This is a genomic window from Aequorivita sublithincola DSM 14238 (assembly GCF_000265385.1).
GTDB lineage: Bacteria > Bacteroidota > Bacteroidia > Flavobacteriales > Flavobacteriaceae > Aequorivita > Aequorivita sublithincola.
The window spans coordinates 1,815,981-1,841,715 of record NC_018013.1 but is presented as its reverse complement, the minus strand read 5'-3'; the positions used below and the strand labels follow the sequence as shown (position 1 = coordinate 1,841,715).

The following is a 25,735-nucleotide window of genomic DNA, read 5'->3' as shown; positions in this document are numbered from 1 at the left end:
ACCATAGCTTTCCAACTCATCACGTTATAATCTTTCATTTTAAAAGAATTTTTTTTACTGATTTTGTAAATTAAGGATGATACACCTAAAATTAGGCACAAACTCCCAATGTAAAAAGGGTTTTCCGTCATTATTTCGCTTAAACTAACAATCATTATAAAAAGTTAATTTCTGGTTTCGTGATTTTAACCGTTCTTGTCCTTTAAATATTTTAAAAAATCACAAAGTGTTGTTCTAAGTGAATTCACATTATATCCTTAAAGTACCATTTTGCATATTTCTCACTCGTATTATCAAATTGCCATTTTATTACTAGCATATCTTTAATAATATCACTTAAATCGTCAATTGCATCTCCAGTAACCAAGTCCGCATCTTCAACTATTTTATGTGATTCCCAAACTGAATGATAACAGCCAAATTCTGGAAAATTTGTCTGTACGTTTTTCTTTATTGTGTCATAATCGAAAGTAGGCTCTTCTTCAAAATCAGCATCATCAAATTCCGTTTCCATATTCAGAAATTCAGAGTAAAGTCCAACCAAAAGTTGTTGAATTTCCAATTCTTTGTTATCCGACTGAACTTTATCATTAAGACCAAATTTCGTAATCCGATTTATAAGTTTTTCTAGTTTGCCAATGTTAGTCTAAATATGTTACAACTTGTTTATATCCCCAAATTTTCTGGGTCTATCCTGCCCATTTGTAAGGATATGCGCTAGTTTTCACATTTTTTATTGGGCCTAATCCAAAGATAAAAATTTATAATTTCCACACCATCACCCAAAGCTCATTCACTTTAGCGTTTAACAGCATGATTCACCTTGTTACTAAAATGCAGCTATTCATTATTAACTATTTTGAATTGTTAATCCTTCATGACTAAGTTCTAAAGTTTCCACAGCGATCTCGTTTGCATCTGCTTCCATATTGACAACAGTTATTTTGGTTGGCCAAGCATTGTTCAAAGTCCAGATCATAGTAGGCTTTCCATTTTCATCCAAAAGATAAATGATAACGGTTTCTCTTTTTACGGTGTTCATTTTTATGGCATCGTACCACTCCCAGAAATTAGTACCATTTACAAAAATTCCTTTCTTCATAATTATGCTCCCAAACTTTGTTATTCCAGGCATTTTTACTGTTGAAAATATTGGGCTATCACCGTGCCGGTATTCTATGATTTGTGCTTTAATATCCAAACCCAAAACCTCTTTAAAGGAAACAATATTATTTTGTGAACCTAAACTTACCGCAAAGTAAAACTTTGGTAATAGCCACGGATTGTCTTGAGCTGATTCGTCTGACATGATTTTGTGAATTTAAAAATTAAACATTAGTTATTTAAGCTTTTTGCATATTCTGCTGGAATGTTATAACCATAAATTCTGCAGGGTGCATAACGGCAACCATAACAGAAATGCGCATAATTCCTTGTTGAATATCGTCACTGCTCATGGTACTTCCCAAACCAACTTTTACTGAAAAGGCATCTGCTGGTTTTGCTCCAACAAGAGCTCCTTGTTTCCAAAGTCCTGTTAAAAAGCTATCTATCATATTTTTTATGTTCACCCAAGTAGTTGCATCATTGGCTTCAAATTCATAAGCTTTTGTCGCCTCTTTTACAGATTGTTCTATAAACATAAGTGTTCTTCGCACATTGATGTAGCGCCAATCATTAGAGTTTCCATCTAAAGTTCTCGCTCCCCAAACTAAGTTTCCACGGCCGGTAAATGCACGAATGGCACAAACCGATTTACCACTTATGGGCACATTCAGATACTGTTGGGCTTTGTTGTCTATTTTAATGGAAGGCATAATGGTACTTTGAATACCAACATTGGCAGGAGCATTCCAAACTCCATCATTGTTATCTATGTAAGTATAAATACCCGCCATACCAGCACTCGGTGCAATTAGGTTCATATTTACCAGAATTGTTTTCATCAAGAGTTGATATGAATTGCTTAAATTTTGAAGCATGCTATCCCCTTTTCCAAAACCTGCTTTTGTAGCATTCGCTGGACTTGAAAAGGTTTGTATTACAGGAGCAATATTTTCATTCAATGCACCTGTTTTTAAATCAGTAAATTCATAAGTTAGCAACTGGACAACTTGAAGATATGAAGCCGGATCCAGATTTTCATACCCTATTTCTGAAGTTTGATAGACTGTAGTATGCAACCAAGGGTAATAAACCGCAGCATAGCTGTTGAATCTTGGATCTTGGGGCTCTACACTGTCCCTAAACTGCTCAACACTAGTTGTTCCCGTCATTGGCTCAGTAAAACCTCTTGGAACATCAAGAATTGCAAATCGGTTTTGCATTTTCCCGCAATGGTTAATCATGGCGCTTTGCAATGAATACGCATTGGCAAATTTATTTTTCAAATAATCAGCCTCATTTGGATCTGTTACAGTTGGATCAGCAATTTCCACCACGTCAGGAATCACGAGTATTGTGGGCTCCTTTTCCTTTTCAAGTAGCGTGATTGCATCTGTAAATGGTTTTGTGTCCGTAATGGTGCCTTTGGTGTAGTTGTATCCACCAATACTCATTATATAGCATTGGCTTCCACCGTTTAAGTAAAAGAATTTTAACGCACTGTATAATCTATAATTAATTGTTTTGGCTTTGACCGAATAAGCATAACCATCTACTGCAAAATCTGCCGTGACAATGGCTTCATCATAAGTTTTTTGGGCCTCGAACACGGCAGCCAATTGTATTTTTGTGGGCTTTGTTTCATCTTTCGGAAGTTTATCTTTTGCGTCCAAAAGTGCCTTGATGGTCTTGTCTGCTTTTACAGTACTAAGAGCTTCGTTAGCCGCGTCACTTGATGTTTTAGCATTGGTCTGTGCTTTTATCATTCCATCAGTAGCATCATTTCCTACTTTTTTAACCATCATATTTGCTTTGTCCAAAATAGCTTGTGTTCGTACTACTTCCGCTTCAAGATTCGCTAATCGTTCTGGCAAAGGCGTTGATTTTACGCTGTGCTGCACTTTAGGAGCGTCGCTTCCAAAAATGGTTAAAAATTCTGCCAAAGAATTTATCTTGACGGCTTTGTTCAATAGACTTCCCCCGTCAAAGGAGGTCTCTTGCGTGAAGCCAATAAAAGCAGGCACGGCAGTCGGGACAGGTATAACGGCATTTCCAAAAGCATTCACTTCTTCAATGTAAACTCCTGGGGTTTTTATATCTTTTGGCATTGTCTTTTAATTTTAGCTAATCATAAACTATTGTTGTAAACTGGAATGGAGCATTATTCTCTTCCGAATTATTTCTTAATAAATCTTGATTCGTTCTTACTATAATGTTATCATTCGCAGTTTGTAAACTACTGAAGGAACATATTTAGCCCCAAAGCCATTCCAAATATGGCTCAGCTCCGTGATTGGCACATTGTATATTTCCAGTGTTAATTTCTCCAAAGGTGACGGCATATTGGGATGTTCATTTTTGGTGAAGTAAGAATTTGAATGAAATGAAGTAATTACGGTAGAAAGCATTTTAAGAGATTCCAAGTAATTTGAGGAATCATAATTGGCCGAAATTAACAAGTATAGATTGAGATATACTGGCGGTGCCGTTTTGTCGTACGTATTGCTCGCTGTTGTTCTAAAATTGTCCAATGATTTTGGGAAGGTTTCATTTTCAAGATTTATAACCGAAATGACAATCTTGTTTTGAATATTTTCTGAAACTGAACCATCTGGATTTACCAAACCGCTTGCTATTACCAAATTTGAACTTATATCACAGGTCCTTTTTAATTCTTGGTTTAAGAAATCTGTAATAAAACTTAGTGCCTTATCAATCATAACTATGGATTTTAAGAAGTCAATTTTTTTAAGCTCCAATAAATTAGCATACTAAATAAGAGTTGGAATACAAGAAATTTACTAATACTGATTTGGGTCTTTTACGAGGCTCTTAGTTTTAAAATACAGTGTATTTAGCTCTGATTAAATCCTAACCTTTTAATAATTATAATATTAACAAAAAAGTCATTACTTCCTATAAGTGCTACTACGTATATGGTACAAACAAAAAATCCCGATGAAAATGTTCATCAGGATTTTTTGTTGTGAGCCATGTTGCCCCGAGGCTTCGGGGGAACCAACGACTTCCACGTTGTCGACGTGACACTCTCAACCAACTGAGTTAATGGTCTTATTTTTTAAAGCACCAAAAAACACGTAACAACCATCATAACTATAAGGACCAAAACAAGAATCGGTCAGAAAAGTTATTTATCGAACTTCTTTATCGGTTTCTTTTTTATCATTCCACCCTTTGCATCTTTTACGGAAGTCATAATCATAAAGGCTTGTGTATCTATTTTATCAACCTCTGTTTTAAGTTTGCTCATTTCTAAACGTGTGATTACGGTATAAACAACATCAACAGGTCTTCGAGTTTCACCATTTTTAGAAAAACCATTTTCAGCTTTAAAGATAGTACAGCCACGTCCCATTTTTTCGATGATCGCAAGACGTATTTCTTCACTATTTTCAGAGATAATGGTAATTCCCATAAATTCTTCAATACCGTCAATTACGAAATCTACAGTTTTTGAAGCTGCGAAATAAGTTAAGATTGCATAAAGTGCAACTTCGGTAGAAAGGAAATAGGCTGCAGTCATAAATATAATCACGTTAAAAATCATGATTACATTTCCAACCGTAAGACTTGTTTTTCGACTAATAAATATGGCCAAAACCTCGGTTCCGTCTATAATTGCACCTCCTCGGATTGCTAGTCCTATTCCTAACCCTAAAAACAAACCACCAAAGGCAGCAATCAATATTTTATCGTCCGTAATCTGCGGGAAAGGAATAAAAGCAACAGCTATAGACAAGAGCACGATACCCATCACGCTTTTAATAGCAAACCGTTTCCCTATTGAGAAATAGGCAAGAATGATAAACGGAAGGTTAAAACAAACTAACAAAAATGACAGTCCAATTCCTGTAAGTTCGTTTATCATCAATGAAACTCCTGTTACACCTCCATCAATAAAGGCGCTAGGCATCAAAAAACCTCGCAATCCAAAAGAAGCGGATAACACCCCAAGAAGAAGATAAAATAAATCCGAAAGTTCATGCGTTACCTCAACTTCAAGATTTGTAACACTTTTGTCAAAAGACTCCAGCGGTTTGGCGCCGGTTTTATTCTTTCGGCGGTTTTTAACAACGTTTACTATAATCGTTTTGAAGAATGGAATCAAATGTTTTTAATTTTTTAAATTAATGATGGAACCAAAGTTAAACTTAAATAGCGCTTTAGACAACCAAACAAAAACTTCATTTTAAATAATTATTTCAAATAAATGCTTGGCGAAATTAAAAAGTAGTTTATATTTGCAACCGCTAATAAGAAGGGCGATTAGCTCAGCTGGTTCAGAGCACCTCGTTTACACCGAGGGGGTCGGGGGTTCGAACCCCTCATCGCCCACCAGATTTTAAAAATCCTGACGAATTCGTCGGGATTTTTTTATGCTTAAAATTTAGCTTAAACAACTTCCGCCACAACAAAAGTACTTCCACCCACAAATACCAAATCATTTATAGATGCAGCTTTAACAGCGGCGTTATAAGCTTCTTTCACAGAAATATAATCTTCACCGACCAATTCAAATCCGCGGGCTTGCGACAATAAAAGTGAAGCGTCCAAACCGCGTGGAATCCTTGGTTTACAGAAATAATAAGTTGCATTTTTAGGAAACAAAGGCAAAACCGAAGCCAAATCTTTATCGTTAACAACACCTAAAACAATGTGCAGGTTTTTATAGGACTCTGATTTCAACTGTTCCAGTACTAATTGCAAGCCATCTTTATTGTGACCCGTATCGCATATAACTTTCGGAGATTCATTCAAAATTTGCCAACGTCCCAATAATCCAGTGTTTTTAATAGTATTCATTAATCCGCTTTTTATATTTTCTTCGGAAATGTTCCAATCCTTACTTTGAAGGATTTCCAAAGTTGCCAAAACAGTTTTTATATTCTTTTTCTGATAGATTCCTTTCAAATCTGAAGTGTAATCAGCGGCATCAAAAGTTTCAGCAAAGGTGATTGCCGCAACTCTTTCCGAAGCAATTTTTTCAAAAACAGGTTTTGTTTCTGGCAATGTTTCGCCAATAACAACTGGAATTCCGCTCTTTATAATTCCGCCTTTTTCCACAGCTACTTTTTCTAAAGTGTTTCCTAAAAATTGAACGTGATCCAAACCGATATTGGTTATGACAGAAACTTCTGGCGAAATTATGTTCGTACTATCCAGCCTTCCGCCCATTCCTACTTCAATAATAGCTATATCAACTTTTTCATTTCTAAAATAATCAAACGCCAAACCCACGGCCATTTCAAAAAAGGAGATCTGGTTATTTTCAAAAAATGATTTGTGCTTTTCTACAAATTCCGAAACGTTTTTCTTCGGAATCATTTCGCCGTTAATCTTTATCCGTTCTCTGAAATCCTTTAAATGCGGTGAAGTGTAAAGCCCCGTTTTATAACCAGCTTCCTGAAAAACTGAGGCGAGCATATGGCTCGTGCTGCCTTTACCATTCGTGCCAGCGACGTGCACATTTTTAAAACTATTTTCGGGATTATTTAGATAGTCGGCAAGATGAATTGTAGCCGCTAAATCTGCTTTATAAGCGGACTGCCCTACCCTTTGGTACATTGGCAGTTGTGCAAAAAGCCACGCTATGGTTTCTGAATAATTGATGGGGGAATGGTTTATGGTTAATAATTGATTATTTCTAGTAAAATTTTCTATCGAAAAGAATCCTTAGATTATTTATTTTACGATTAATTTTTTGGTCGTTTGTTTTCCAGCTTCAGAAATTTTAAGGTAATAAATGCCTGGCTGTAAACTTTCAACTGAAAAACGAATCTCTTTATTATTTTCAAAATTTAATTGTTTTACCATTTTTCCCATAACGTCATACATCTTCAAAGAAGCATTTACGAAGGATTTTTCTAAAGAAATCGTGACTATTGTAGAAGCAGGGTTTGGAAATACTTTTAATTCCGAAGAAAAATTAGTTTTATCTGTGCTCAAAATATTTCCAGAAATATCAATTTTATAACTAGAACGACCGAAGGTGGCTGCATAAAGAAACTGAGAATTTTCGTGAATGAAAAGATCTGAAACTACAGCAGAAGGTAAATTTTCGCCTAAAACAGTCCAATTAGCTCCTTCATCTTTTGTGGCCAAAACCCCAACATCCGTTCCGACAAATAGGTTTCCGAAACTGTCTTGCGCAATATCATTCACAGGAATATCTGGCAAACTGATTGAAATATCAACCCAACTATTTCCGAAGTCAATACTTTTATAAACATGACCTACATTTTCGCCAAAGCGATATCCAGAAAGGGTTAAATAAACTGTATTCGCATTTTCTTTTGAAGCCAAAATTTTCGTTACCCAACGATTCGGAATTCCCGCTGAAATGTCTGTCCAAGTCGCACCTCCGTCTTGTGTTACCGAAGCTTTTCCGTCGTCTGTTCCAACATAAATAACTTGACTGTTAAATTGTGAAACGCTGATGGTTGTGATGCTTCCAAAAGTGAGATTTCCATTGTGTGGTCCATTGGTTAAATCGGGACTAATTGCAGACCAATTGCCCGCCGCATTCGTAGTTTTGTATAGTTTATTGGTTCCGAAATAGAGCGTTTGGGAATTGTTAGGATCAAAGGTTATTGGAGTGTCCCAATTATTTCTATCGCCACCAGAGATTCCGTTTGTGGCGCTAAAAAACGAACCACCATTATTAGTGGATTTACCAAGCGCACCATATTGATAAAGCGCATAAATAACGTTAGTATTTGTGGGATCCACCAACGGCTGAAATCCATCACCACCGTATATAATGTTCCAGTCGCTCAATCCACCAGTTTGGGTTCTACTCGTGCTATTGTCCTGCGCACCACCGTAAATTTTATTCGGATTTTGTGCATCAACATACATTCTGTTGAATTGCGTAATGGGAAGTTTCAAATTTTTTGTTGCTGAAGCTCCACCGTTGCTGCTAGCATACAGACCGCCGTCGTTCCCAAGTAAAATCTCATTGGAAGCCGAAGCATTAAAAGCCATTGCGTGTTGATCTACGTGTGCATTTATGAAGGAATCATTCCAACTAGCACCGCCATTTGTTGATTTCTGAACATTAAAATCTACATTGTAAAGTACGTTTTCATCCGTTGGATCAATAAAAATTCCACCAAACCACCAATGAAAACCTACATCTGTTAACTGACTAGAATTAACAGCAGTCCAGGAATCTCCACCATTTACGGTTTTATAAACTCCTTGAATGCTTCCGGAAGTACTTGCATATCTAGCATATAAAACATTTGGATTGGATTGTGAAATATCAATACTAATTCTTCCTTTTTGTGAAGCACTGCTAGGCAAACCGCTGGTAAGTTCTGTCCAGTTGGTGCCGCCGTCCGTCGTTCTATAAATTCCTGAAGTTATTCCGCCATACTGTCTGCGGTTTGGTCTTCGTATGCGCTCCCAGCTTGCAGCGTAAACAATGTTGCCGTTTGTTGGGTGAATTGACATGTCAACCACGCCAGTAGAATCACTTACGAACAAAACCTGCTGCCAGCTATCGCCGCCATTTGAAGTTTTATAAACGCCACGATTGCTACTGTTTTTGAACAAAGGCCCCATTGCACCCACGAAGGCTGTATTATTATCATTTGGATCCAAAACTATTTTTCCAACACTTCCAATATCTGGTAAACCTTTAGACTGCCAGGTTGTTCCGCCGTCATTACTTTTATAAATTCCATCGCCGTCGTAAACTAGTGAACCTCCGCCTGCGTTTACTTCGCCTGTACCTACATAAATTAAATCGTTATTACTTTTTGAAATTTCAATATCGCCGATGGAGAGCATTTGTTGGTCGTCAAAAATGGGAGTCCAATCTGTTCCAGCGTTCACCGTTTTAAAAATACCGCCAGAAGCTGCGCCAACGTAATAGACATCTGGTTGAGAAGAAGGAATTTCAATATCTGTTATACGTCCGCCAACATTTAATGGACCACTAAATTGCCATACTTCATTGGCTGTGTTTTTATTTGAAGCTTGTTTTTTCCATTGAATTGCTGCGGAATATGCTGAAGTATTTATCTCGCCACTTGGATAGGCACGCTGCATAAACATTAAATCGAAAGGATATTTCTCGCTTTTTTCTTCAGAATTTTTTGAAGTTGAATTTTCTAAAGAAAAAGATTTTTCCTTTACTGTAGAATTTTTACATCCAATAAAACAAATTAATACGAAGAGAAAAGTAGAAGTGCGAAGCATAGCATCTTTATTTGAAATTTAAAGATACTGAAAAATGAAAGGTTTTTTTATTAGGAAATATTTATTTTAAAAGAAGACTAATGATTTCGATTTTGCCTATTGATAGTCCGAAATTTCAAAAACTATGAGAACATCGTTTTCTTTTACTGCAAGTGCTCGGTGCTCTTTGGTAATTCGAAAAGAAAAAATTAAGCTGCTTTTAGGTTTGAGTAATTTTAAATTTGCATTTTCCGTCAAGTCTGCTTCCAAATATAGTTTGGCTTTTATGTAGAGTTTAACGATATTTCTCTTTTTTAGATATTTTAAAATCGAAGCATCCTTTTCAACTATTTTCATCGAATATCGATTAAGTCATCGGGATTAAAATTCTTTCGAAAATTTTTAAGACTTTTTAATATTTCGGGAGTTAGTTCTTCTTTGGTAAGTGGTCGAAAATCCAAATCGAATATCTCATTTGTATCCTGATCGACCATTGGTGCATGAATTTCAATTTCGCCGTCCTTTCTATAAACAATGATCTTATCGTCTTGATATTTTATAGATTCAACGGCTTCATCGAGCGGAAGGTTTGGAGAAATCTTCGTGCTTTCCCCAATGCTCTGTGCGCCTCAGCAATGGTTTTAAAGGTCGTTTTTTCCAAGCCTTTTATATCCTCTTGTATTTTGATAATAGTCATAACTCAATCTTTTAAACTTCAATATAGATAGTGAATTTTAAGCTTTATGAAAATGACATAAATTTATTGACCAATTATTCAGAAAGACTAAACCTATAGATAATTTTTCCAATCTGTTTTGCAGGAGCTTTATCGTCTGCGTTGAATTTTGTGGCTAAAGCTGCTCGCTTTGCAGGTTCCGTAAGGCATTTTGAATTATTTGTAGTTCCACGAACGCCAGGCGTTGCGCTTATTACTTTTCCGTTTCGGTCAACTTCAATACTTACAACTACTGTTCCTGCTTCATTGCAGTCTTGCACAAATTTTTCTTTGTTTAGAGCCTTTCTTCCACCAAGTAAATAATTGCCGTCGCCGTCCAAGCTTTTTCCGGTACCATAATAGCTGCTGGCATTGGGATCTCCGTCTGGACTTCCTTTGTCGCCTGGTTTGCCATCGTTACCTTCGCCTCCTTTTGCAGTACCGTCACTTTTTGGACCGTTCAATATGCTGGAAAGTGCATCTGTTGTAGCTTTATCAGGCTTTGGGTCTGGTTTTTTTACTTCTTTTTTTGGTTGCTCTTTTACTGGAGTTTCCTTTTGTTCTTTCTTTGGCTTTTCTTTTTGAATTACGGGAGCATCTTCTTTATCCTGGGTAATGACTTCTTCCTTTACAACAGATTTAGGTTGCGAAACAGGTTCTGATGTAGTTTTTTGAGGTGCAGATTGTATTTTTTCAGTAGGCTGAATGTTTCCGCTGCCAGTTTCCGTAGTACCAAAATTGATTGCTATTCCCTGCTCCAATGGTGGATCCAAATATTTCATTCCCACATAAAACAATAGAATAAGAATGATAACATGCACGATTACCGTGATGATCATACTTTTTCTTTTATGTTCTGTATCTAAGATATTCAAGGTTTTAAATTTAAGATTGTGAAGTTTTTTTGAAATAGGAGTTTATAAAAGAACTGATTTATCAGGTAACGACTATTTTTCAAAATCTTTGGGCACGCGATAAATTGCGAGCCTACTGCCAACTGCTACTGAATACTGAACACTCAATTTGGTCTGACTGCCAGAACTACTTTGAAGTTATTTCTATTGGCAATATCCATTACAAAAACGGCATCTTCAATAGGCACGCCTTCTTCGGCACGTAGAATTACCGTTGGTTCTTCTTGTCCTGCGAGTGCTTTTTTCAGTTCGCTTTCAATGCTGTATTCACTTACGCGTTCTTTGTCCACATAATATGCCCCATCTTTTGTAATGCTTACGGATGCTTTTTGAACATTGGACGTTTTTCCTTTTGCTTTCGGAAGTATTAAATCCAAAGCATCTGGCGTTATAGCAGGCGAAGTAAGCAAGAAGAATACCAACAACAGAAACACAATGTCTGTCATGGAACTCATGCTGAACTCGGCACTTACTTTATTTCTTCCTCGTAAGTTCATTAAGCAGGCTCGTTTAGCATGTCAAGGAAATCTACCGCTGTGGCTTCCATCTGGTGAACCACTTTATCGGTCCGCACTACCAAATGGTTGTAGCCCATATAGGCAATAATACCAACAATTAATCCAGCTACAGTAGTTGTCATTGCTGTATAAATACCTTCAGCTAGGGTTCCCATTTCGGCTTGGCCACTACTGGTTGCAAGTGTATGAAAAGCCAAAACCATCCCGATTACTGTTCCTAAGAAACCAATCATGGGTGCTGCTCCGGCAATTGTTGCAAGAACGCTTACGTTTTTTTCAAGTTTATAAACTTCCAAACGACCAGCATTTTCAATAGCGGTATTAATATCTTCCAAAGGACTTCCAATTCGTGAAATTCCTTTTTCAGTTAAATGTGAAACCGGCGTATTATTCTGTGCGCAAAGTACTTTTGCAGCTTGAATATTTCCTTTGGCAACGTGGTCTCGGATTTGATTCATAAAGTTACCGTCCATCTTGTTTGCAGCTTTAATTGCAAAAAGTCTTTCAAAATAAATATAGACCGCTACAAAAAGAAGTACAAAAAGAACCGCAATAATTATTTGACCAGCTATACCGCCAGTCATTAATAAATCCATGATGGAAAGCGTTTTCTCTTGGGCTTCGACAACAGGTTCAAGATCTTGCGCAACTTCGGCACCCTCTTGAATAAAGAAGTTTAACATAAAAAAGGTTTTGTTTTAGTGAATAACGATAATAGGTTTCAGAAATTGTTAGGTATGGTGAAATAAGACTCTTTCAAACAAAAGAAATACTCCAGCCCCTGCAATGAAGCCTATAAAAGCCAGCCACGTGATTTTCTTAAGATACCAGATAAAATCTATACGCTCCATTCCCATTGCGGCAACACCAGCGGCAGAGCCAATAATAAGCATACTACCACCCGTTCCAGCAGAATAGGCTATAAAGTGCCAAAGTACAGAGTCTATTGGCATATCATACATTCCTATGGAAGCTGCTACCAACGGTACGTTATCAATAATTGCGGATAGAATACCCAACAAAATAATAACAACATCTTGATTAGGAATAGCTTGTTGCAAAACTTCAGCAACATAACGAAGTGTTCCCACTTCCTCTCCATTAACAACGCCATAAACAAGACTTTCTAGCCCAGCTACTGCCATTAATATTCCAAGGAAGAAAAGAATACTTGAAATTTCGATACGTGAAAGAGCTTTGTGTGCAGAATATAAATGTCTTCTTTCTTTGCTGAAATCTTCTTCAGGATGAATGTATTCTGAAACAAGCCAGACCACACCTAATGCCAACATCATTCCCATATATGGCGGTAAATGCGTTATGGTTTTAAATACGGGTACAGAAATTATCATACCAAGGCCTAAAAATAGCATGGTTTTGCTGCTCAATAATGCTTCTTCGTCTTTGTCTTCTCTAGCATCCACTTCAATATTTCCGCGGAAAGCTGGCAAATAACTTGCAATTAAGAATGGAATTGCAAAACACACTATTGATGGTAAAACTACAAATTCAATAAGACCTCCAGCGGTTAGCTTCTTGGCTATCCAAAGCATGGTTGTTGTAACGTCTCCAATGGGAGACCAAGCACCACCAGCATTTGCTGCGATAACTACCAATGCAGCATACCAAATTCTATCTTCTCTTCTGTGTATCAGTTTTCTTAACAACGTTATCAAAACGATAGTTGCAGTTAGGTTATCAATAATCGCTGAAAGGAAAAAAGCAATTATCCCGATAATCCAAAGTAGTTTACGTTTACTTTTTGTCTTTACTGCACTTTTCAATACTTCAAAACCACGATGAAGATCTATTATTTCAACAATAGTCATTGCTCCAATAAGGAAAATAAGGATTTCGGAAGTTTTCCCTAAATGATGAAGTAGTGTTCCTTCAAAACCTTCCATGGCTGTTTCGCCTCCAGAAAGGAAATTAAAAGCCTGTTCGTCACTATTAATTACATCAAACCAATCGTTTACAAAACCGATGGCTAAAACGGCCCATATTAATGATGCCATTATAAGCGCGGGCACAGTTTTATCCAATTTTAATGGATGCTCCAGAGTGATGGAAAGATACCCAATTACGAAAATTAAAATGATGATTGAAGCCATACTATACTTGGTTACAGTTAATTATATTAATTGTTTCAATGCAATTTCAAAAGCGGTTTTGCTGATGTTTGTTTTGGTGCTATTGTTATCAAATGTATTCTGAATAGCGTTTTTGATGGTAATGGATGTATCGTTGAAAATAGCTTCATCTGTCATTTGCACTTTGCGTTCCATAAAATAGGCAAACACACGTGCCATACCGCAATTACTGATAAAATCTGGAATTAAACTAACGCGCTCGTCGGTATATTCCATAATTGGTCCAAAGAAAATTTCTTTGTCTGCAAAAGGAACATTAGCGCCGCAGCTAATCACTTCCAGACCTGTTTCAATCATTTGTGAAATCTGCTCTTGCGTAACCAATCTTGAAGCGGCACAAGGAGCAAAAATCTCCGTTTCTAGGTTCCAAATTTTATCGTTTATTTCTTTAAAAGGAATCATATTATCCGCAACCAACGTGTTGCCATCCTTTTTGTGGAAGAGTTGTTTTATTTCTTCAAAAGAAAAACCGTCTTTGTTGATGATGCCGCCATCGCGGTCAATAATCCCAACAATTTTAGCACCCATTTGTGAAAGATAATAGGCTGCCGCTGCACCAACGTTTCCAAAACCTTGGACTACGGCGCGTTTTCCTTTTACGCTTCCACCATAAATATCGTAATAATGGCGAACTGCTTCTGCAACGCCATAACCAGTAATCATATCGGCCACAGTGTATTTCCGGGAAACATCTGGAGAAAAGTTTACATTCTCCAATACTTTTATAACACCTTGACGCAATTGCCCAATTCTATTAATTTTATCAGCTTCCGTCGGCGAGAAATGCCCGTTGAAAACACCTTCTTGCGGATGCCAAACACCACTTTCTTCGGTCATTGGTATCACTTCGTGAATTTCATCTACATTTAGATCACCACCCGTTCCGTAATACGCTTTCAGCAAAGGTGAAACTGCCTTAAACCAACGTTCCAACACTCCTTTTTTACGAGGATCCTGAGGGTCAAAGTTAATTCCGCTTTTGGCGCCACCAATGGCAGGCCCAGCAACGGTAAATTTAACTTCCATTGTTTTTGCAAGAGAAAGTACTTCGTTAGAGTCAAGTCCCTTTCGCATTCGGGTTCCACCGCCCGCGGCACCGCCACGCAATGAATTTATTACTGTCCAGCCTTCAGCCTCTGTTTCAGAGTCATTCCAATGAAAAACTATTTCGGGTTCTTTTTCTTCGTACTTTTTTAGTAAATCTTTCATTTAATGCGGAGAGTTAAAGTTTTCCTTAGCTAATGCGAAGGAGCGTGATGACAAATATAAAAAACTTGTCAAGGCTTTATATTTATTTTGAATAAAAATTATGGAGAGAATATTTTCCCCGAAGAATGATCCTTTGAAGCTCCAGTAACACTGGACAAACAATTCACCTCATCTCTCAATTTTAAGACACCTAAAAGCCCAAAAATCAAAGCTTCTTTGTATTCAACAATTTCTGCGAAAGGAATAACCACTTCAATTGAAGCCAAATCTTTCAATCTTTCAATCAAAAAAGAATTATATGCGCCTCCGCCTGTTATTAAAACTGAAGAATCTTTTGAAAACTGATTGGCAAGTTGAAATGCAATATGCTCCGTAAAAGTTCTCAAAATATCTTCGGAAGAAATTTCCGAAGTCTCCAAAAGTGGAAAAATGTTTTCTTTAACCCATTCTAAACCTAAGGATTTCGGTGAATTTTCATTGTAGAATGAAAGCTCGTTTAACTTCTGAAGCAAATTATTATCAACTTTTCCTGAAGCTGCAATCTTTCCTCCTTCATCAAAATCATTCCCAAGTTTTTCGGCGTATTTATTTAAAACGATATTCGCAGGACAAATATCGAAAGCGATGCGTTTATCATTTTTTTCGAATGAACAATTTGCAAAACCTCCGAGATTTAAACAATAATCATATTCAGGGAAAAGTAGCTTATCTCCTATCGGCACTAATGGCGCGCCTTGTCCGCCAAGTTCAACATCTTGCACTCTAAAATCGCAAACTACAGTTTTGCCAAGCATTTTTGAAATGCGTGGAAGATTTCCAATTTGATAGGTCAACCCCTTTTCGGGTCGATGCAAAATGGTATGCCCGTGACTACAAACAGCGTCAATTTCTCGTATGTTGTGTTTTCTAATGAATTTTATAATTTCTTCTGAAAGCTTTTCGGTGTATTTAAAATCGAGTCGTTCCAGCTTTTCTTCGGAACAATTGACGGCTTCGCGAAGCTCGTCTTTCCAAAACGAAGAATATGAAACGGTTTCAGCAGCGAGGATTTCAAAACTCCATTTTTCTTCGGAATAATTGAAAATGATTTCTGCCAAATCAATTCCATCCAGAGAGGTGCCACTCATTACACCAATAATATGATATGTTTCTTTTTTCAAGGTTTAGTGAATATTTGAAATTTAAAGATACCAATCAAATTTTAAATAAATTCCAAATAACAAACTCCAAATTCCAAATAAAATTCAAAATTCAAAAGATAAAATCCAAAATCTGTACTTTTTGCTATTTGGAATTTGAGATTTGGGATTTGCTTTATTTTTAAAGTACATTTGCAATTCTTTAATCAAGAATTTTTTCAAAAATAAAGCCTATGGATTTCAGTCTATCCGAAGAACAAATGATGATTCGCGACGCCGCTCGCGATTTTGCACGTACCGAATTGCTTCCGGGCGTTATAGAACGTGACAATCTTCAAAAATTTCCTGCCGAACAAGTAAAGAAAATGGGGGAGCTCGGTTTTCTGGGAATGATGGTGGATCCAAAATACGGCGGTGGCGGAATGGATACGATGAGCTACGTTTTAGTGATGGAGGAATTGAGCAAAATTGATGCTTCGTGCTCTGTAATCGTTTCTGTTAACAACTCTCTAGTGTGTTACGGACTTGAAAAATATGGCTCCGAAGATCAAAAACAAAAATATCTTACAAAATTAGCGACTGGCGAAAAACTTGGCGCATTCTGTTTAAGCGAACCAGAAGCTGGTAGTGACGCTACTTCACAAAAAACTACCGCAATTGAAGACGGCGATCATTATATAATTAACGGTACCAAAAACTGGATTACCAACGGTGGAACCGCAGATTATTATTTGGTAATTGCGCAAACCCATAAAGAGAAAAAACACAAAGGCATCAACGCTTTTATAGTTGAAAAAGGTTGGGAAGGTTTTGAAATCGGCCCAAAAGAAGATAAACTTGGTATCCGTGGAAGCGACACACATTCCTTGATATTTAACGACGTAAGAGTTCCAAAGGAAAACCGTATTGGCGAAGATGGTTTTGGATTTTCATTCGCTATGAAAACTTTAGCTGGAGGACGTATCGGGATTGCAGCCCAGGCTTTGGGAATTGCAGCTGGCGCTTATGATTTGGCTCGTGAATATTCAAAAGTACGAAAGGCTTTTGGAACTGAAATTTGCAACCATCAAGCTATCGCCTTTAAATTGGCAGATATGCACACTTCAATTACCGCGGCGCGTCATTTGGTAATGAAAGCTGCTTGGGACAAAGACCAAGGCAATGATTATGATATGAGCGGCGCTATGGCAAAACTTTTCGCCTCACAAACAGCAATGGATGTTTCAGTAGAAGCAGTTCAAGTTCACGGCGGAAATGGTTTTGTAAAAGAATATCACGTGGAACGTATGATGCGCGACGCGAAGATTACACAGATTTATGAAGGCACTTCAGAAATACAGAAGATTGTGATTTCTAGAGGACTTTTGAGAGATTAAGTTTAGAGATAAGACAATAAGAATTAAGACTATTTCACCCTTCCAGCATTCAAAACGCTGGAAGGGTTATTTTTTATAAGAAGAAATTCCAAACCAATCCAAAGCGCAAAACAGCATCTTTATAAGGATATCCTGGCGCTGCAAAATGTTCTTTCTTTCCTCCGAAGAGCGTCGTGAAATTTTCATAAACAAAGAAAATACGCGTTTGTCTAATTTTCGCATTAAGGAAAATATCTACTAACGGAAAACCACCCAATTCTTGGTCATTCTGAACATAAAACTCTGCTAAAACAGGATCATAGCCGTTCATATTGTATTTTGTAAAATACTTAAAAGTAACACCTGTTTGCATGAAAAGTGCGCGCTTAAACAAGTGGTCTTGATAATAAAGTGAATTTCGAGTGATAATCTGCGGCACATTGAAAACGCCTTCACCGCTCAAAACCTGTTGATACATTACGGTATTATCCAAAGCGAAAACGCCGAAGTTAAATTCTTTTTCAGCTTTTATTTTGAGATAATCTACCCTCTCGGAAGCTTGCAATGGCGACGGTGTGCTGTCGTTCGTTTTTATTCCAAAATAAGTGTAATCATCAATTCCTGTATAGCTCACGGAAGCATTTCCGAACTTTTTGGTATTGATTTCAAACTTCAGTTCTTGGGTTTTTACGTTGTTCAGTTCGTTCTCCCAGTTGTAATTTTGATAATCGCTTTGATTCAACAAAAAGTTGAAATTTGGCGCTACGGAATGGACTGTTATTGACGCTTTCGCATTATAATCTTTATTCAAATTATAGGAAGCTGCGCCTTGTAGATAATTTCCATCAAAATCACCAGCTACGTTTATTGCGCCTTTTCCTGAAAGTTTAAAACCACGGTATTCCTTTTCATAGGCCGCTCCAGCTTCAATTATGTTTCCTTTGATTCTATTAACGATTCGCTCGTCATCAAGAATTAAAACTGAATTGTAACCATAATTAAAATTAGTATATCCCGTCCAAGCAGTAATTTTTCCGATTAGAGAATTGTCGAAATCTGCATACGCTTTTGCGTTGAAATCTTCCAGTTTCGTCTTCGTATCTAGGTTTGAAGATTCATACGAAGGGCCATAAGGTTCATACGGAGCAGATTGAAAATATTTATAGTATTTATCCTCATAACTCAAAACATTTCCAATGGTAAGCACCGAATATCCGGTACTGTCGCGCTGGCTGAGCAATTCATAATAATGATCGCCATAGAATCGTAATCCTTCTAACTTATTTTCGGCATTTTCAAAATTTACATCCAACCTTCCACGGTCGCTAAACTCAGGGTTGTCGTTGATAAAAAATTGCAATGAAGTTGGCGTTAATCCACCATTTTCTTGATTAAAAACATCCTGCGCCGCAACGTGCATACGAGCTACGTAGCGTTTGCTTTTTGTGTGATAATTTGAAGTAAACAGAAAATTTCCTGTACTCGTTAAAATATGTTGGTATTTCCCCAACGAGCGAACGCCTTTATAACCAACGGAAAAGTTGAATTGTGGCGAAGTATTCACCGTAAAAAAAGCATCCAATTGCTGTCCTTGGTTGTAAGCCGTTTTAAAATACAAATCGCTAAAAGGTGTCGGGACGTTGAAATAATTTACATCTTCTATTTCTTTATAATTGAAATGATGCGCTTGCGCTGCAAAAAGCGGTTTCAAATTCAACCGATCAAAGGAATATGCCAATGAATTATACGCCTGCCCTACATTTGAAAACTGAAGCAGTTCAAAATTATCACTTCTTAAATAATTGAATTTATATTTCTTTTTGATGGAAAGCGTAGTATCCACAAACGTAGTATCACGCGCAGTGGAAATGATTTTGTAATAATCAATTGGCGGTTTTTCCTTTTTTATAGGAGAACTTTGCGAAAACACCGTTGCCGAAGTGATCAAAATAATAAGTAGCAAAAGTGTTTTTTTCATCTATAGGAAACTTTCGGGCAAAGGTATATTTTTTTTGGTTGAAAGAGAATAGGAAGAAATTCCAAATAACAAGCTCCACATTCCAAATAAATTTCACAAATGAAAAAATCAAAACTTCAAAAGAGAGCTTTTTGACAAAGGTTCGTTTTTTTATCCCGATAGCTATTGGAATTCGATTTTACTTTTTATTTAGAATTTGCTTTTTTTACATTTGGAATTTTAAATATTTGGTGCTTCTTTATTTGACGAATGTTTTAATTTTTAGGAATTTTGAACCAATATGCTAAAACTTAAAATCAATAAACATCTCCTTGAATGTGGCACAGACGAAGCTGGTCGTGGATGCTTGGCTGGTCCCGTAACGGCTGCAGCAGTAATTCTTCCCAACGATTTTAAACATCCTTTTTTAACGGACAGCAAACAACTTTCAGAGAAAAAACGAATGGAACTGAAAGATATTATCGAACGAGAAGCTATTTGTTATAAAGTGGTTCATGTGATGATGAAAGAAATTGACAAAATAAACATTCTAAATGCTTCAATTTTAGGAATGCACCGCGCTATAGAAGGCCTTTCCTGCGCGCCAGAATTTATTGCTGTTGACGGTAACCGTTTTAAGCCTTTCGGAAAAACACCTTTTGAATGTGTGGTAAAAGGCGATGGAAAATACTTGCACATTGCCGCAGCCTCCATTTTGGCAAAAACGTATCGCGATGAATATATGACCGCGCTTCACGAAAAATATCCGCAGTACAACTGGAAACAGAACAAAGGATATCCTACCAAGACGCATCGCGAAGCCATTAGAAATTACGGAGCTTGCGATTTTCATAGGAAAAGTTTTAAACTTTTACCAGACCATATAATTGAATCTATAAAATAGTTCCTCCCCCTTTTTCAAGGGAAGGTGCCGAAGGCGGAGGGGGACTGTTGAAAACCCGTCAATAAACTATTTCAACTAACTACAAAACCTTCACTATTCCTTGCTACTTTTGTATTATGGGAAAAATTTTTGGCAAGCAACTAGCGTTTTTACTTTTCATCCCAATACTTTTGGGAATTTTTGGAAGTTGTGACAACACACCTCCAAAAACGGGAACTTTGATGGATTTTGTTCCAGAGAACACTTCCGTGGTTTTTAAGATTTCGAATTTTGAAAACTTGCAGGCAGATATTCAAAACAATTCCCTGCTTTCAAAATTTGAAAAAACCTTGCCTTATTCCTTTTTTACTGAAAAAGCGGCCTTGCTAAAAAATCTGCATCCCACCTCGCAAAGCCTTTTATGTATTAATAAAGTGAACGATTCTGTTTCGGCTTATACTTATATTTCAAAGCAAACCAAGAATCTTTTTCAACTAGATTCTCTCAAAAACAAAACGATCGAAACGTTGACACTGGACGAGCAATCCTTCCAAAGAATCACGATTGATAAAGAAATAGCATATTCAGCAATTATTGATAGTACGTTTGTGGTCTCGTCTTCACAACAAATTTTACTGGATATTTTAAATAGGAAAACGGAGCGCAATGAAACCTTCAAAAAAGTTTTCAATCTGCCATCTTCAAATGAATTTACGGCCTTAATTCGCGGAAATAAAGTTGCATTAAACGATTCCACAAAAGCGGCTTTCACTTCGTGGAGTGCGATGGATATTGCAATAACGCCTGAATCATTCGTAGCATCAGGAATCACTCTTGCCACTGATAGTATTCCGCAATTACTGAACGTTTTTGAAGATCAAGTACCGCAACAAAATGATGCTTCTGCTTTGGTGCCGACGGATGCTTTGGGCGCTGTGAGTTTTACGTTCAACGATGCTGAAAAATTTCAAAAAAACCTTCGAAAATTTCGTGGCGAAAAAGAGGCTGTTCAAACCACAGGAATTTTTGGCTCGGTGAGCGAGGTTGGTTCCATTCAGCTAAAAGTTGGATCCGCCGTATTTCTTAAAAGCATTGATGCCGCTTTAACCGCGGACGCTTTGGCGCGCTATGTTTCTGTGAAAAATTCTTTTCGAGAAATTGATATTAAGAGCTTTAGCGAACCACAACTATTTCAAAAAACCTTTTCCCCTTTTATTACTTCTAAAAATGAAAATTATGTTTTTCAATTAGAAAACTTCTTTGTTTTTACCGAAAGTGAAATCACCGCACAGCAAATAATCAGTGATTTTCAAAACAATAATACGCTAAAAAGTACTTCCTATTTTAAAAATACCGCAACAGATTTAAGCTCTGCTTCTTCCCTATTGATTTTCAAAATGAAAGGCGAATTTTCCGAAGCAATCTCAGGATTTTTTAATGTGAAAAGTAGCGCAGAGATTGATAAAATTTCTTTTGATGAATTTCCTTTGGCAGTTTTACAGTTTAGTTATGACCGGAATTTTGCACACGTAACATTGAGCTGTAAAGAAGCTGGTGCGGTTGCAAAGAGTGTTTCAGGGACTGTTTCAGAAAAATTCAATTTAAAATTGGATAATGCTATTTTGGGCAATCCACAAATTTTCAACAACCAAAATAATGGTAGTAATGTGGTTGTTCAAGACGTTACCAACAAACTCTATTTTATTACGGAAAGCGGAAAAACTCTTTGGTCTAAAAATCTAGATTCCCCCATTTTAGGAGCTATTGAAGCGGTAAACATCTCCGGCAACAAAAACTTGGCGTTTGCGACCAAGGATGCGTTCTATATTTTAGACCGAAACGGGAAGGAAGCAAAAGGATTTCCTGTAAAATTTAAAGACAATGTTACGCAACCACTTTCGGTTTTTGACTATGATAACAATGGTAACTATCGATTTATCATTGTGCAAGGCAAAGAGGTGCTGATGTATGACAAAGCTGGAAAAACTGTGAAAGGTTTCGGTTTTGAAAAAGCGAAAAGCAAAATTGTGCAATCTCCAGTTCACATACGGATGGGCAATAAGGACTATATTGTGATTGCCGAGGAAAGCGGAAAATTAAACATTCTAAGCCGTGTTGGAAAACCGAGAGTTTCAGTGTCAAAAAACTTCAATTTTGCTGAAATTCCAATTGCTGAAGAAGACAATACATTTGTGGTTATTACGAAGGAAAACACCAAAGAACGTATTTCACAGGACGGAAAAATTTCTTCCCAAAAACTAGATATCGGCACTAACTATTGGTTTGCTATTGACGGTAATGTGAAGGTTACGCTAGACGATAACCTGCTTCGAATCAACGGAAAATTGGCAGAGCTACCCTTGGGCGTTTACACAAAACCGCAACTTTTCAATGTGCATAGAAATACATATATCAGTATTACAGAAACGCAAGAAAAGAAAGTGTACGTCTTTAATAAGAACGGCGATCTTCTAAATGGTTTTCCAGTTTATGGAACTTCTGCCGCTTTCTTGGGTGAAGGCAATGGAAACAGCTCTAAAAACCTTGTGGTGAAAGGTGACGAAGGCAATGTTTTAATGTATTCGTTATAAAAATAGACTTACATAATCATCTGATTACTAAAACAGTTGCTGAAAAACACGGCTTGATTCCTTCAAATTTGCTAACTTGTTGCTCTAATTTTTCTATCCCTACAAAAAGTGAAAAGAGCACTGTTTCTTCTTCAATTGTTACTCCTTGGGATTTCAGCAACCTCTCAAAGTTATGACCGTGGATTAAAATTGCTTGCAAAAGCAGACAACTTCAACAAAGAAAAAGTTTGGGATAGCGCTTATACTTCAGCTAAAGAAAGTCTAACTATTTTCAAAAATCTTCAAAATGATTCATTAGTCGCAAAAGCTGCTCTGGAATTGTTTTATACCACAAACAACATAAATTACGGAGAACAATCTCAGTATTTTGATCTTGCCTTACAAAACGCATTAAAAGTCCAAAAACCAACTCTTTTGGCAGCTGTTTATTATATGAAAGGCCGCACTCACTTTGAAAATAGAGATATGGGTGAAGCACAGCCGTATTTTCTGAAAGTCGATTCACTAGCCAATCAATATGATTTTTTGAATGAAACAATTGTAAAAGCTGTTATGGCGCGTTCTGAAATTTCGCGAATCACTTTTACTCACGACGGAGTGGAAATTGGTCACGATTTACAATTGCAGGCGCTTGAACTGGCTAAAAAAATAAATTCAGAAGAACTAATAAACGACCTTTATTTGCGCCTATCAGATATGAATGGGCTAATAGAAAACTATCCAGAGGCCAAGCGTTATGTGGATTTAGCCTTCAATTATTATATAAAAGAGGACAACGTAGAAAGAATGGCGCGTGTCTATCTTACTTATATGAATTACTATTACGCCGTTGACGATTATGATAACGCCGGCAAAAAACTGGAAGAAGGCATTGAATATCTTTCCAACAAAAACAATCCAGAGCAATTAGCAAGCATGCTTACTGCTTATGGCACTTATTTCAGAAAACGTAGAAATGATTGTAGCAAAGCTTTGATCCAGTTTGAAAAAGCCAAGACAATTTATGACGAAATTGATTTAAAACTGAGCGACCGTTATATGTATTTAATGGAAGGTATGGCATTGTGTTTTGCGGAAACGAACAATTTTGAAAAGGCTTATATTTTCTATCAAAAAGCTTATGAAACAAAGCGAGATTTAGTTAAAAAAGAAAACAACGATCTCACTCGAGAGCTAGAAACCAAATACCAAAGTGAAAAAAAAGAACAGCAAATTGCACTCTTAGCATCTCAAAAACTATTGATAGAACAACAAAACAAAAACGATCGGTTGATATTTCTTGGAAGCATTCTTCTTTTCGGGATAGTCAGTTTGTTTATTTTTTTCCAGTATAGAACGCGCCAAAAAACGAATGGAAAATTAAAGGAACTGGACAAGGCAAAATCAACCTTCTTTGCGAATATTTCGCACGAATTCCGAACGCCGCTTTCACTTATTAACGGGCCTATTGAAGATCAACTTTCCTCTAAAAAACTATCGCCAAACGAACGGAAAAATCTAAATATGGCGCTTAGAAGTGCGCAAAGACTGGAAGATTTGGTAGATCAGTTATTGGCACTTTCTAAACTGGAAAGCAAAAACTTGAACCTTCAAGTACAAAATACGAATCTACCGCAATTTTTGGTGGCTCAAGCGGAAGCGTTTTCGTTTAGCTGTTCGGAAAAAAATATTAGCTACACTATCCATATTGAAAAAGATGAAGTTGTGGATTGGTTTGATCGTGACGTGTTAGAAAAAATATTTTACAACCTAATCGGTAATGCTATTAAGTACACCCCAGAACAAGGAACCATTACTATTGAAGGCTCGAGAAGTAACAACCAGTATGAAATAACAATTGAAAACTCTGGCAACTTCATTAAAGCTGAAGAGCGAGAGAAAATATTTGAGCGTTTTTATAAATCCACCACTTTGAGTCCCGGCGCGGGAATTGGACTTGCACTTACCAAAGAACTCACCGAGTTGCATCACGGAACCATTTTAGTAAATAGTGAAAAAGGAGGCCTAACAACATTTACGGTACAAATACCTATCAACAAAAATGCTTTTGAAAGCAATGAAATATTTTGTGCGGCGATTTCAAAAACGGAAGAATTTTCACCAACTCAGGAAATAGTCAACCTCGAAAAAAGCATCGTAATTCCTGAAGATGCACCAATACTTCTCATTGTTGACGATAACGAAGATATTCGAGATTATGTTAGCTCCATTTTTGAAACAATTTATATTGTGCTTTCTGCCAAAGACGGTAAGGAAGGTTTTGAAAAAGCATTGGAACATATTCCAGATATTGTTATAAGCGATGTAATGATGCCAGTTGAAGACGGTTTTGAACTAACCAAGCATTTAAAGGAAAACCAACTTACCTCACATATTCCTGTAGTATTACTCACCGCAAAAAACCAAGTAACCGCTAAACTTGAAGGAATGGGCATTGGCGCAGATGCTTACGTTACCAAGCCCTTCAATCCACAATTACTGCGTGCAAATGTTGATAATCTCATTGAAAACCGAAGAAAGTTACAACAGCGTTTTGCGCAGGAAGTTATTTTAGCGCCAAAGGATATTGCAGTTTCTTCTGAAGACGAAAAGTTTTTGGAAAGACTACAAAAAGTACTTGATGAATATTTAACCAACCCCGATTTTTCCGCAGAAACTTTTGCTGCCGAAATGGCCGTTAGCCGCATGCAGCTCCATCGAAAACTGAAAGCCCTAACAGGCCAAACCACTACCGAATTTATTCGTTCGCAACGTTTAAGACTCGCTTCAAAATTGCTGAAAGTAGATAAAATATCTATTTCGGAAGTTGGTTATGCAGTAGGTTTTAACGATCCTTCCTATTTCACCAAATGCTTCAAACAAGAGTTTGGTTCTTCACCTTCGGAATATCTTTCAAAATAGATTTTGGGCTATAAAAACCCCATTAAGTATCGGATTGTTACATCTGTCATAGTTTTGGTTACAATAGTCACAGTACTCCTTTCAACATCACTTT

Annotated in this window: 20 protein-coding genes and 1 tRNA gene; 5 read left to right on the top strand and 16 right to left on the bottom strand. The window is 37.0% G+C overall.

The window, feature by feature from the left end:
• Window positions 1-244 precede the first annotated feature (244 nt).
• From AEQSU_RS08495 to AEQSU_RS08475, 5 genes are all read right to left on the bottom strand, one after another.
• Complete coding sequence (locus tag AEQSU_RS08495; protein WP_245529065.1) at window positions 245-562, bottom strand: DUF5063 domain-containing protein; 318 nt, start codon at window positions 560-562, stop codon at window positions 245-247.
• Between the two features lie 288 nt (window positions 563-850).
• Window positions 851-1,309 carry a phage tail protein gene (locus AEQSU_RS08490; RefSeq protein WP_014782450.1) on the bottom strand — a complete coding sequence of 153 codons (459 nt, stop codon included), beginning with the start codon at window positions 1,307-1,309 and terminating at the stop codon, window positions 851-853.
• 34 nt (window positions 1,310-1,343) lie between these two features.
• Window positions 1,344-3,212: a phage tail sheath family protein gene (locus tag AEQSU_RS08485; RefSeq protein WP_014782449.1), complete on the bottom strand. Its 1,869-nt coding sequence runs from the start codon at window positions 3,210-3,212 to the stop codon at window positions 1,344-1,346.
• Between the two features lie 99 nt (window positions 3,213-3,311).
• Window positions 3,312-3,824, bottom strand: a complete 513-nt coding sequence (locus tag AEQSU_RS08480) for a Pvc16 family protein (protein ID WP_014782448.1) — start codon at window positions 3,822-3,824, stop codon at window positions 3,312-3,314.
• Between the two features lie 428 nt (window positions 3,825-4,252).
• Complete coding sequence (locus AEQSU_RS08475; RefSeq protein WP_014782447.1) at window positions 4,253-5,233, bottom strand: YitT family protein; 981 nt, start codon at window positions 5,231-5,233, stop codon at window positions 4,253-4,255.
• Between the two features lie 152 nt (window positions 5,234-5,385).
• Here AEQSU_RS08475 and AEQSU_RS08470 point away from each other — a divergent pair.
• A tRNA-Val gene (locus AEQSU_RS08470) sits at window positions 5,386-5,463 on the top strand.
• A gap of 54 nt (window positions 5,464-5,517) precedes the next feature.
• Here the strand turns inward: AEQSU_RS08470 and AEQSU_RS08465 are convergent.
• The 10 genes from AEQSU_RS08465 to AEQSU_RS08425 form a co-directional block, all read right to left on the bottom strand.
• Window positions 5,518-6,735, bottom strand: coding sequence for a bifunctional folylpolyglutamate synthase/dihydrofolate synthase (locus AEQSU_RS08465; protein ID WP_014782446.1), 1,218 nt, complete (start codon window positions 6,733-6,735; stop codon window positions 5,518-5,520).
• A 72-nt stretch (window positions 6,736-6,807) separates the two neighbouring features.
• Window positions 6,808-9,330, bottom strand: a complete 2,523-nt coding sequence (locus AEQSU_RS08460; RefSeq protein ID WP_014782445.1) for a T9SS type A sorting domain-containing protein — start codon at window positions 9,328-9,330, stop codon at window positions 6,808-6,810.
• 96 nt (window positions 9,331-9,426) lie between these two features.
• Complete coding sequence (locus AEQSU_RS08455) at window positions 9,427-9,666, bottom strand: hypothetical protein (RefSeq protein ID WP_014782444.1); 240 nt, start codon at window positions 9,664-9,666, stop codon at window positions 9,427-9,429.
• 199 nt (window positions 9,667-9,865) lie between these two features.
• On the bottom strand, window positions 9,866-10,006 hold the full coding sequence (locus AEQSU_RS16610) for a hypothetical protein (protein ID WP_014782443.1): 141 nt from the start codon (window positions 10,004-10,006) through the stop codon (window positions 9,866-9,868).
• A 74-nt stretch (window positions 10,007-10,080) separates the two neighbouring features.
• Complete coding sequence (locus tag AEQSU_RS08450) at window positions 10,081-10,899, bottom strand: energy transducer TonB (protein WP_042491821.1); 819 nt, start codon at window positions 10,897-10,899, stop codon at window positions 10,081-10,083.
• Window positions 10,900-11,042: 143 nt separating this feature from the next.
• Window positions 11,043-11,435 carry an ExbD/TolR family protein gene (locus tag AEQSU_RS08445; protein ID WP_014782441.1) on the bottom strand — a complete coding sequence of 131 codons (393 nt, stop codon included), beginning with the start codon at window positions 11,433-11,435 and terminating at the stop codon, window positions 11,043-11,045.
• Window positions 11,435-12,139 (bottom strand): MotA/TolQ/ExbB proton channel family protein, encoded by a 705-nt coding sequence (locus AEQSU_RS08440; protein ID WP_014782440.1) that lies wholly within the window; start codon window positions 12,137-12,139, stop codon window positions 11,435-11,437. The genes AEQSU_RS08445 and AEQSU_RS08440 overlap by 1 nt, the downstream gene beginning before the upstream one ends.
• A 48-nt stretch (window positions 12,140-12,187) precedes the next feature.
• On the bottom strand, window positions 12,188-13,567 hold the full coding sequence (gene nhaD / locus AEQSU_RS08435) for a sodium:proton antiporter NhaD (RefSeq protein ID WP_014782439.1): 1,380 nt from the start codon (window positions 13,565-13,567) through the stop codon (window positions 12,188-12,190).
• 21 nt (window positions 13,568-13,588) lie between these two features.
• Window positions 13,589-14,815, bottom strand: coding sequence for a Glu/Leu/Phe/Val dehydrogenase dimerization domain-containing protein (locus tag AEQSU_RS08430; protein WP_014782438.1), 1,227 nt, complete (start codon window positions 14,813-14,815; stop codon window positions 13,589-13,591).
• A 98-nt stretch (window positions 14,816-14,913) separates the two neighbouring features.
• Window positions 14,914-15,975, bottom strand: a complete 1,062-nt coding sequence (locus tag AEQSU_RS08425) for an anhydro-N-acetylmuramic acid kinase (protein ID WP_014782437.1) — start codon at window positions 15,973-15,975, stop codon at window positions 14,914-14,916.
• A 212-nt stretch (window positions 15,976-16,187) separates the two neighbouring features.
• Here AEQSU_RS08425 and AEQSU_RS08420 point away from each other — a divergent pair, with 212 nt between their 5' ends.
• Window positions 16,188-17,330: an acyl-CoA dehydrogenase gene (locus AEQSU_RS08420; protein ID WP_014782436.1), complete on the top strand. Its 1,143-nt coding sequence runs from the start codon at window positions 16,188-16,190 to the stop codon at window positions 17,328-17,330.
• A gap of 73 nt (window positions 17,331-17,403) precedes the next feature.
• On the opposite strand, the gene AEQSU_RS08415 is transcribed toward AEQSU_RS08420, so the two are convergent.
• Complete coding sequence (locus tag AEQSU_RS08415; protein WP_014782435.1) at window positions 17,404-19,287, bottom strand: putative porin; 1,884 nt, start codon at window positions 19,285-19,287, stop codon at window positions 17,404-17,406.
• Between the two features lie 280 nt (window positions 19,288-19,567).
• Between AEQSU_RS08415 and AEQSU_RS08405 the strand changes: the two genes are divergently transcribed.
• The 3 genes from AEQSU_RS08405 to AEQSU_RS16180 all read left to right on the top strand — a co-directional run bounded on the left by AEQSU_RS08405 (window position 19,568) and on the right by AEQSU_RS16180 (window position 25,641).
• Window positions 19,568-20,170: a ribonuclease HII gene (locus AEQSU_RS08405; RefSeq protein WP_014782434.1), complete on the top strand. Its 603-nt coding sequence runs from the start codon at window positions 19,568-19,570 to the stop codon at window positions 20,168-20,170.
• Between the two features lie 116 nt (window positions 20,171-20,286).
• Window positions 20,287-22,740 (top strand): hypothetical protein, encoded by a 2,454-nt coding sequence (locus AEQSU_RS08400; RefSeq protein WP_014782433.1) that lies wholly within the window; start codon window positions 20,287-20,289, stop codon window positions 22,738-22,740.
• 108 nt (window positions 22,741-22,848) lie between these two features.
• Window positions 22,849-25,641 (top strand): hybrid sensor histidine kinase/response regulator transcription factor, encoded by a 2,793-nt coding sequence (locus AEQSU_RS16180; protein WP_157429262.1) that lies wholly within the window; start codon window positions 22,849-22,851, stop codon window positions 25,639-25,641.
• Window positions 25,642-25,735: the final 94 nt, after the last annotated feature.

What these genes read in the sequence shown, in the direction of transcription:
- AEQSU_RS08455 (WP_014782444.1), bottom strand. Translation starts at nt 9,666, where the DNA reads ATGAAAATAGTTGAAAAGGATGCTTCGATTTTAAAATATCTAAAAAAG.
- AEQSU_RS08400 (WP_014782433.1), top strand. Translation starts at nt 20,287, where the DNA reads ATGGGAAAAATTTTTGGCAAGCAACTAGCGTTTTTACTTTTCATCCCA.
- AEQSU_RS08445 (WP_014782441.1), bottom strand. Translation starts at nt 11,435, where the DNA reads ATGAACTTACGAGGAAGAAATAAAGTAAGTGCCGAGTTCAGCATGAGT.
- AEQSU_RS16610 (WP_014782443.1), bottom strand. Translation starts at nt 10,006, where the DNA reads ATGACTATTATCAAAATACAAGAGGATATAAAAGGCTTGGAAAAAACG.
- AEQSU_RS08485 (WP_014782449.1), bottom strand. Translation starts at nt 3,212, where the DNA reads ATGCCAAAAGATATAAAAACCCCAGGAGTTTACATTGAAGAAGTGAAT.
- AEQSU_RS08430 (WP_014782438.1), bottom strand. Translation starts at nt 14,815, where the DNA reads ATGAAAGATTTACTAAAAAAGTACGAAGAAAAAGAACCCGAAATAGTT.
- AEQSU_RS08420 (WP_014782436.1), top strand. Translation starts at nt 16,188, where the DNA reads ATGGATTTCAGTCTATCCGAAGAACAAATGATGATTCGCGACGCCGCT.
- nhaD (WP_014782439.1), bottom strand. Translation starts at nt 13,567, where the DNA reads ATGGCTTCAATCATCATTTTAATTTTCGTAATTGGGTATCTTTCCATC.
- AEQSU_RS08460 (WP_014782445.1), bottom strand. Translation starts at nt 9,330, where the DNA reads ATGCTTCGCACTTCTACTTTTCTCTTCGTATTAATTTGTTTTATTGGA.
- AEQSU_RS08440 (WP_014782440.1), bottom strand. Translation starts at nt 12,139, where the DNA reads ATGTTAAACTTCTTTATTCAAGAGGGTGCCGAAGTTGCGCAAGATCTT.
- AEQSU_RS08415 (WP_014782435.1), bottom strand. Translation starts at nt 19,287, where the DNA reads ATGAAAAAAACACTTTTGCTACTTATTATTTTGATCACTTCGGCAACG.
- AEQSU_RS08480 (WP_014782448.1), bottom strand. Translation starts at nt 3,824, where the DNA reads ATGATTGATAAGGCACTAAGTTTTATTACAGATTTCTTAAACCAAGAA.
- AEQSU_RS08490 (WP_014782450.1), bottom strand. Translation starts at nt 1,309, where the DNA reads ATGTCAGACGAATCAGCTCAAGACAATCCGTGGCTATTACCAAAGTTT.
- AEQSU_RS08405 (WP_014782434.1), top strand. Translation starts at nt 19,568, where the DNA reads ATGCTAAAACTTAAAATCAATAAACATCTCCTTGAATGTGGCACAGAC.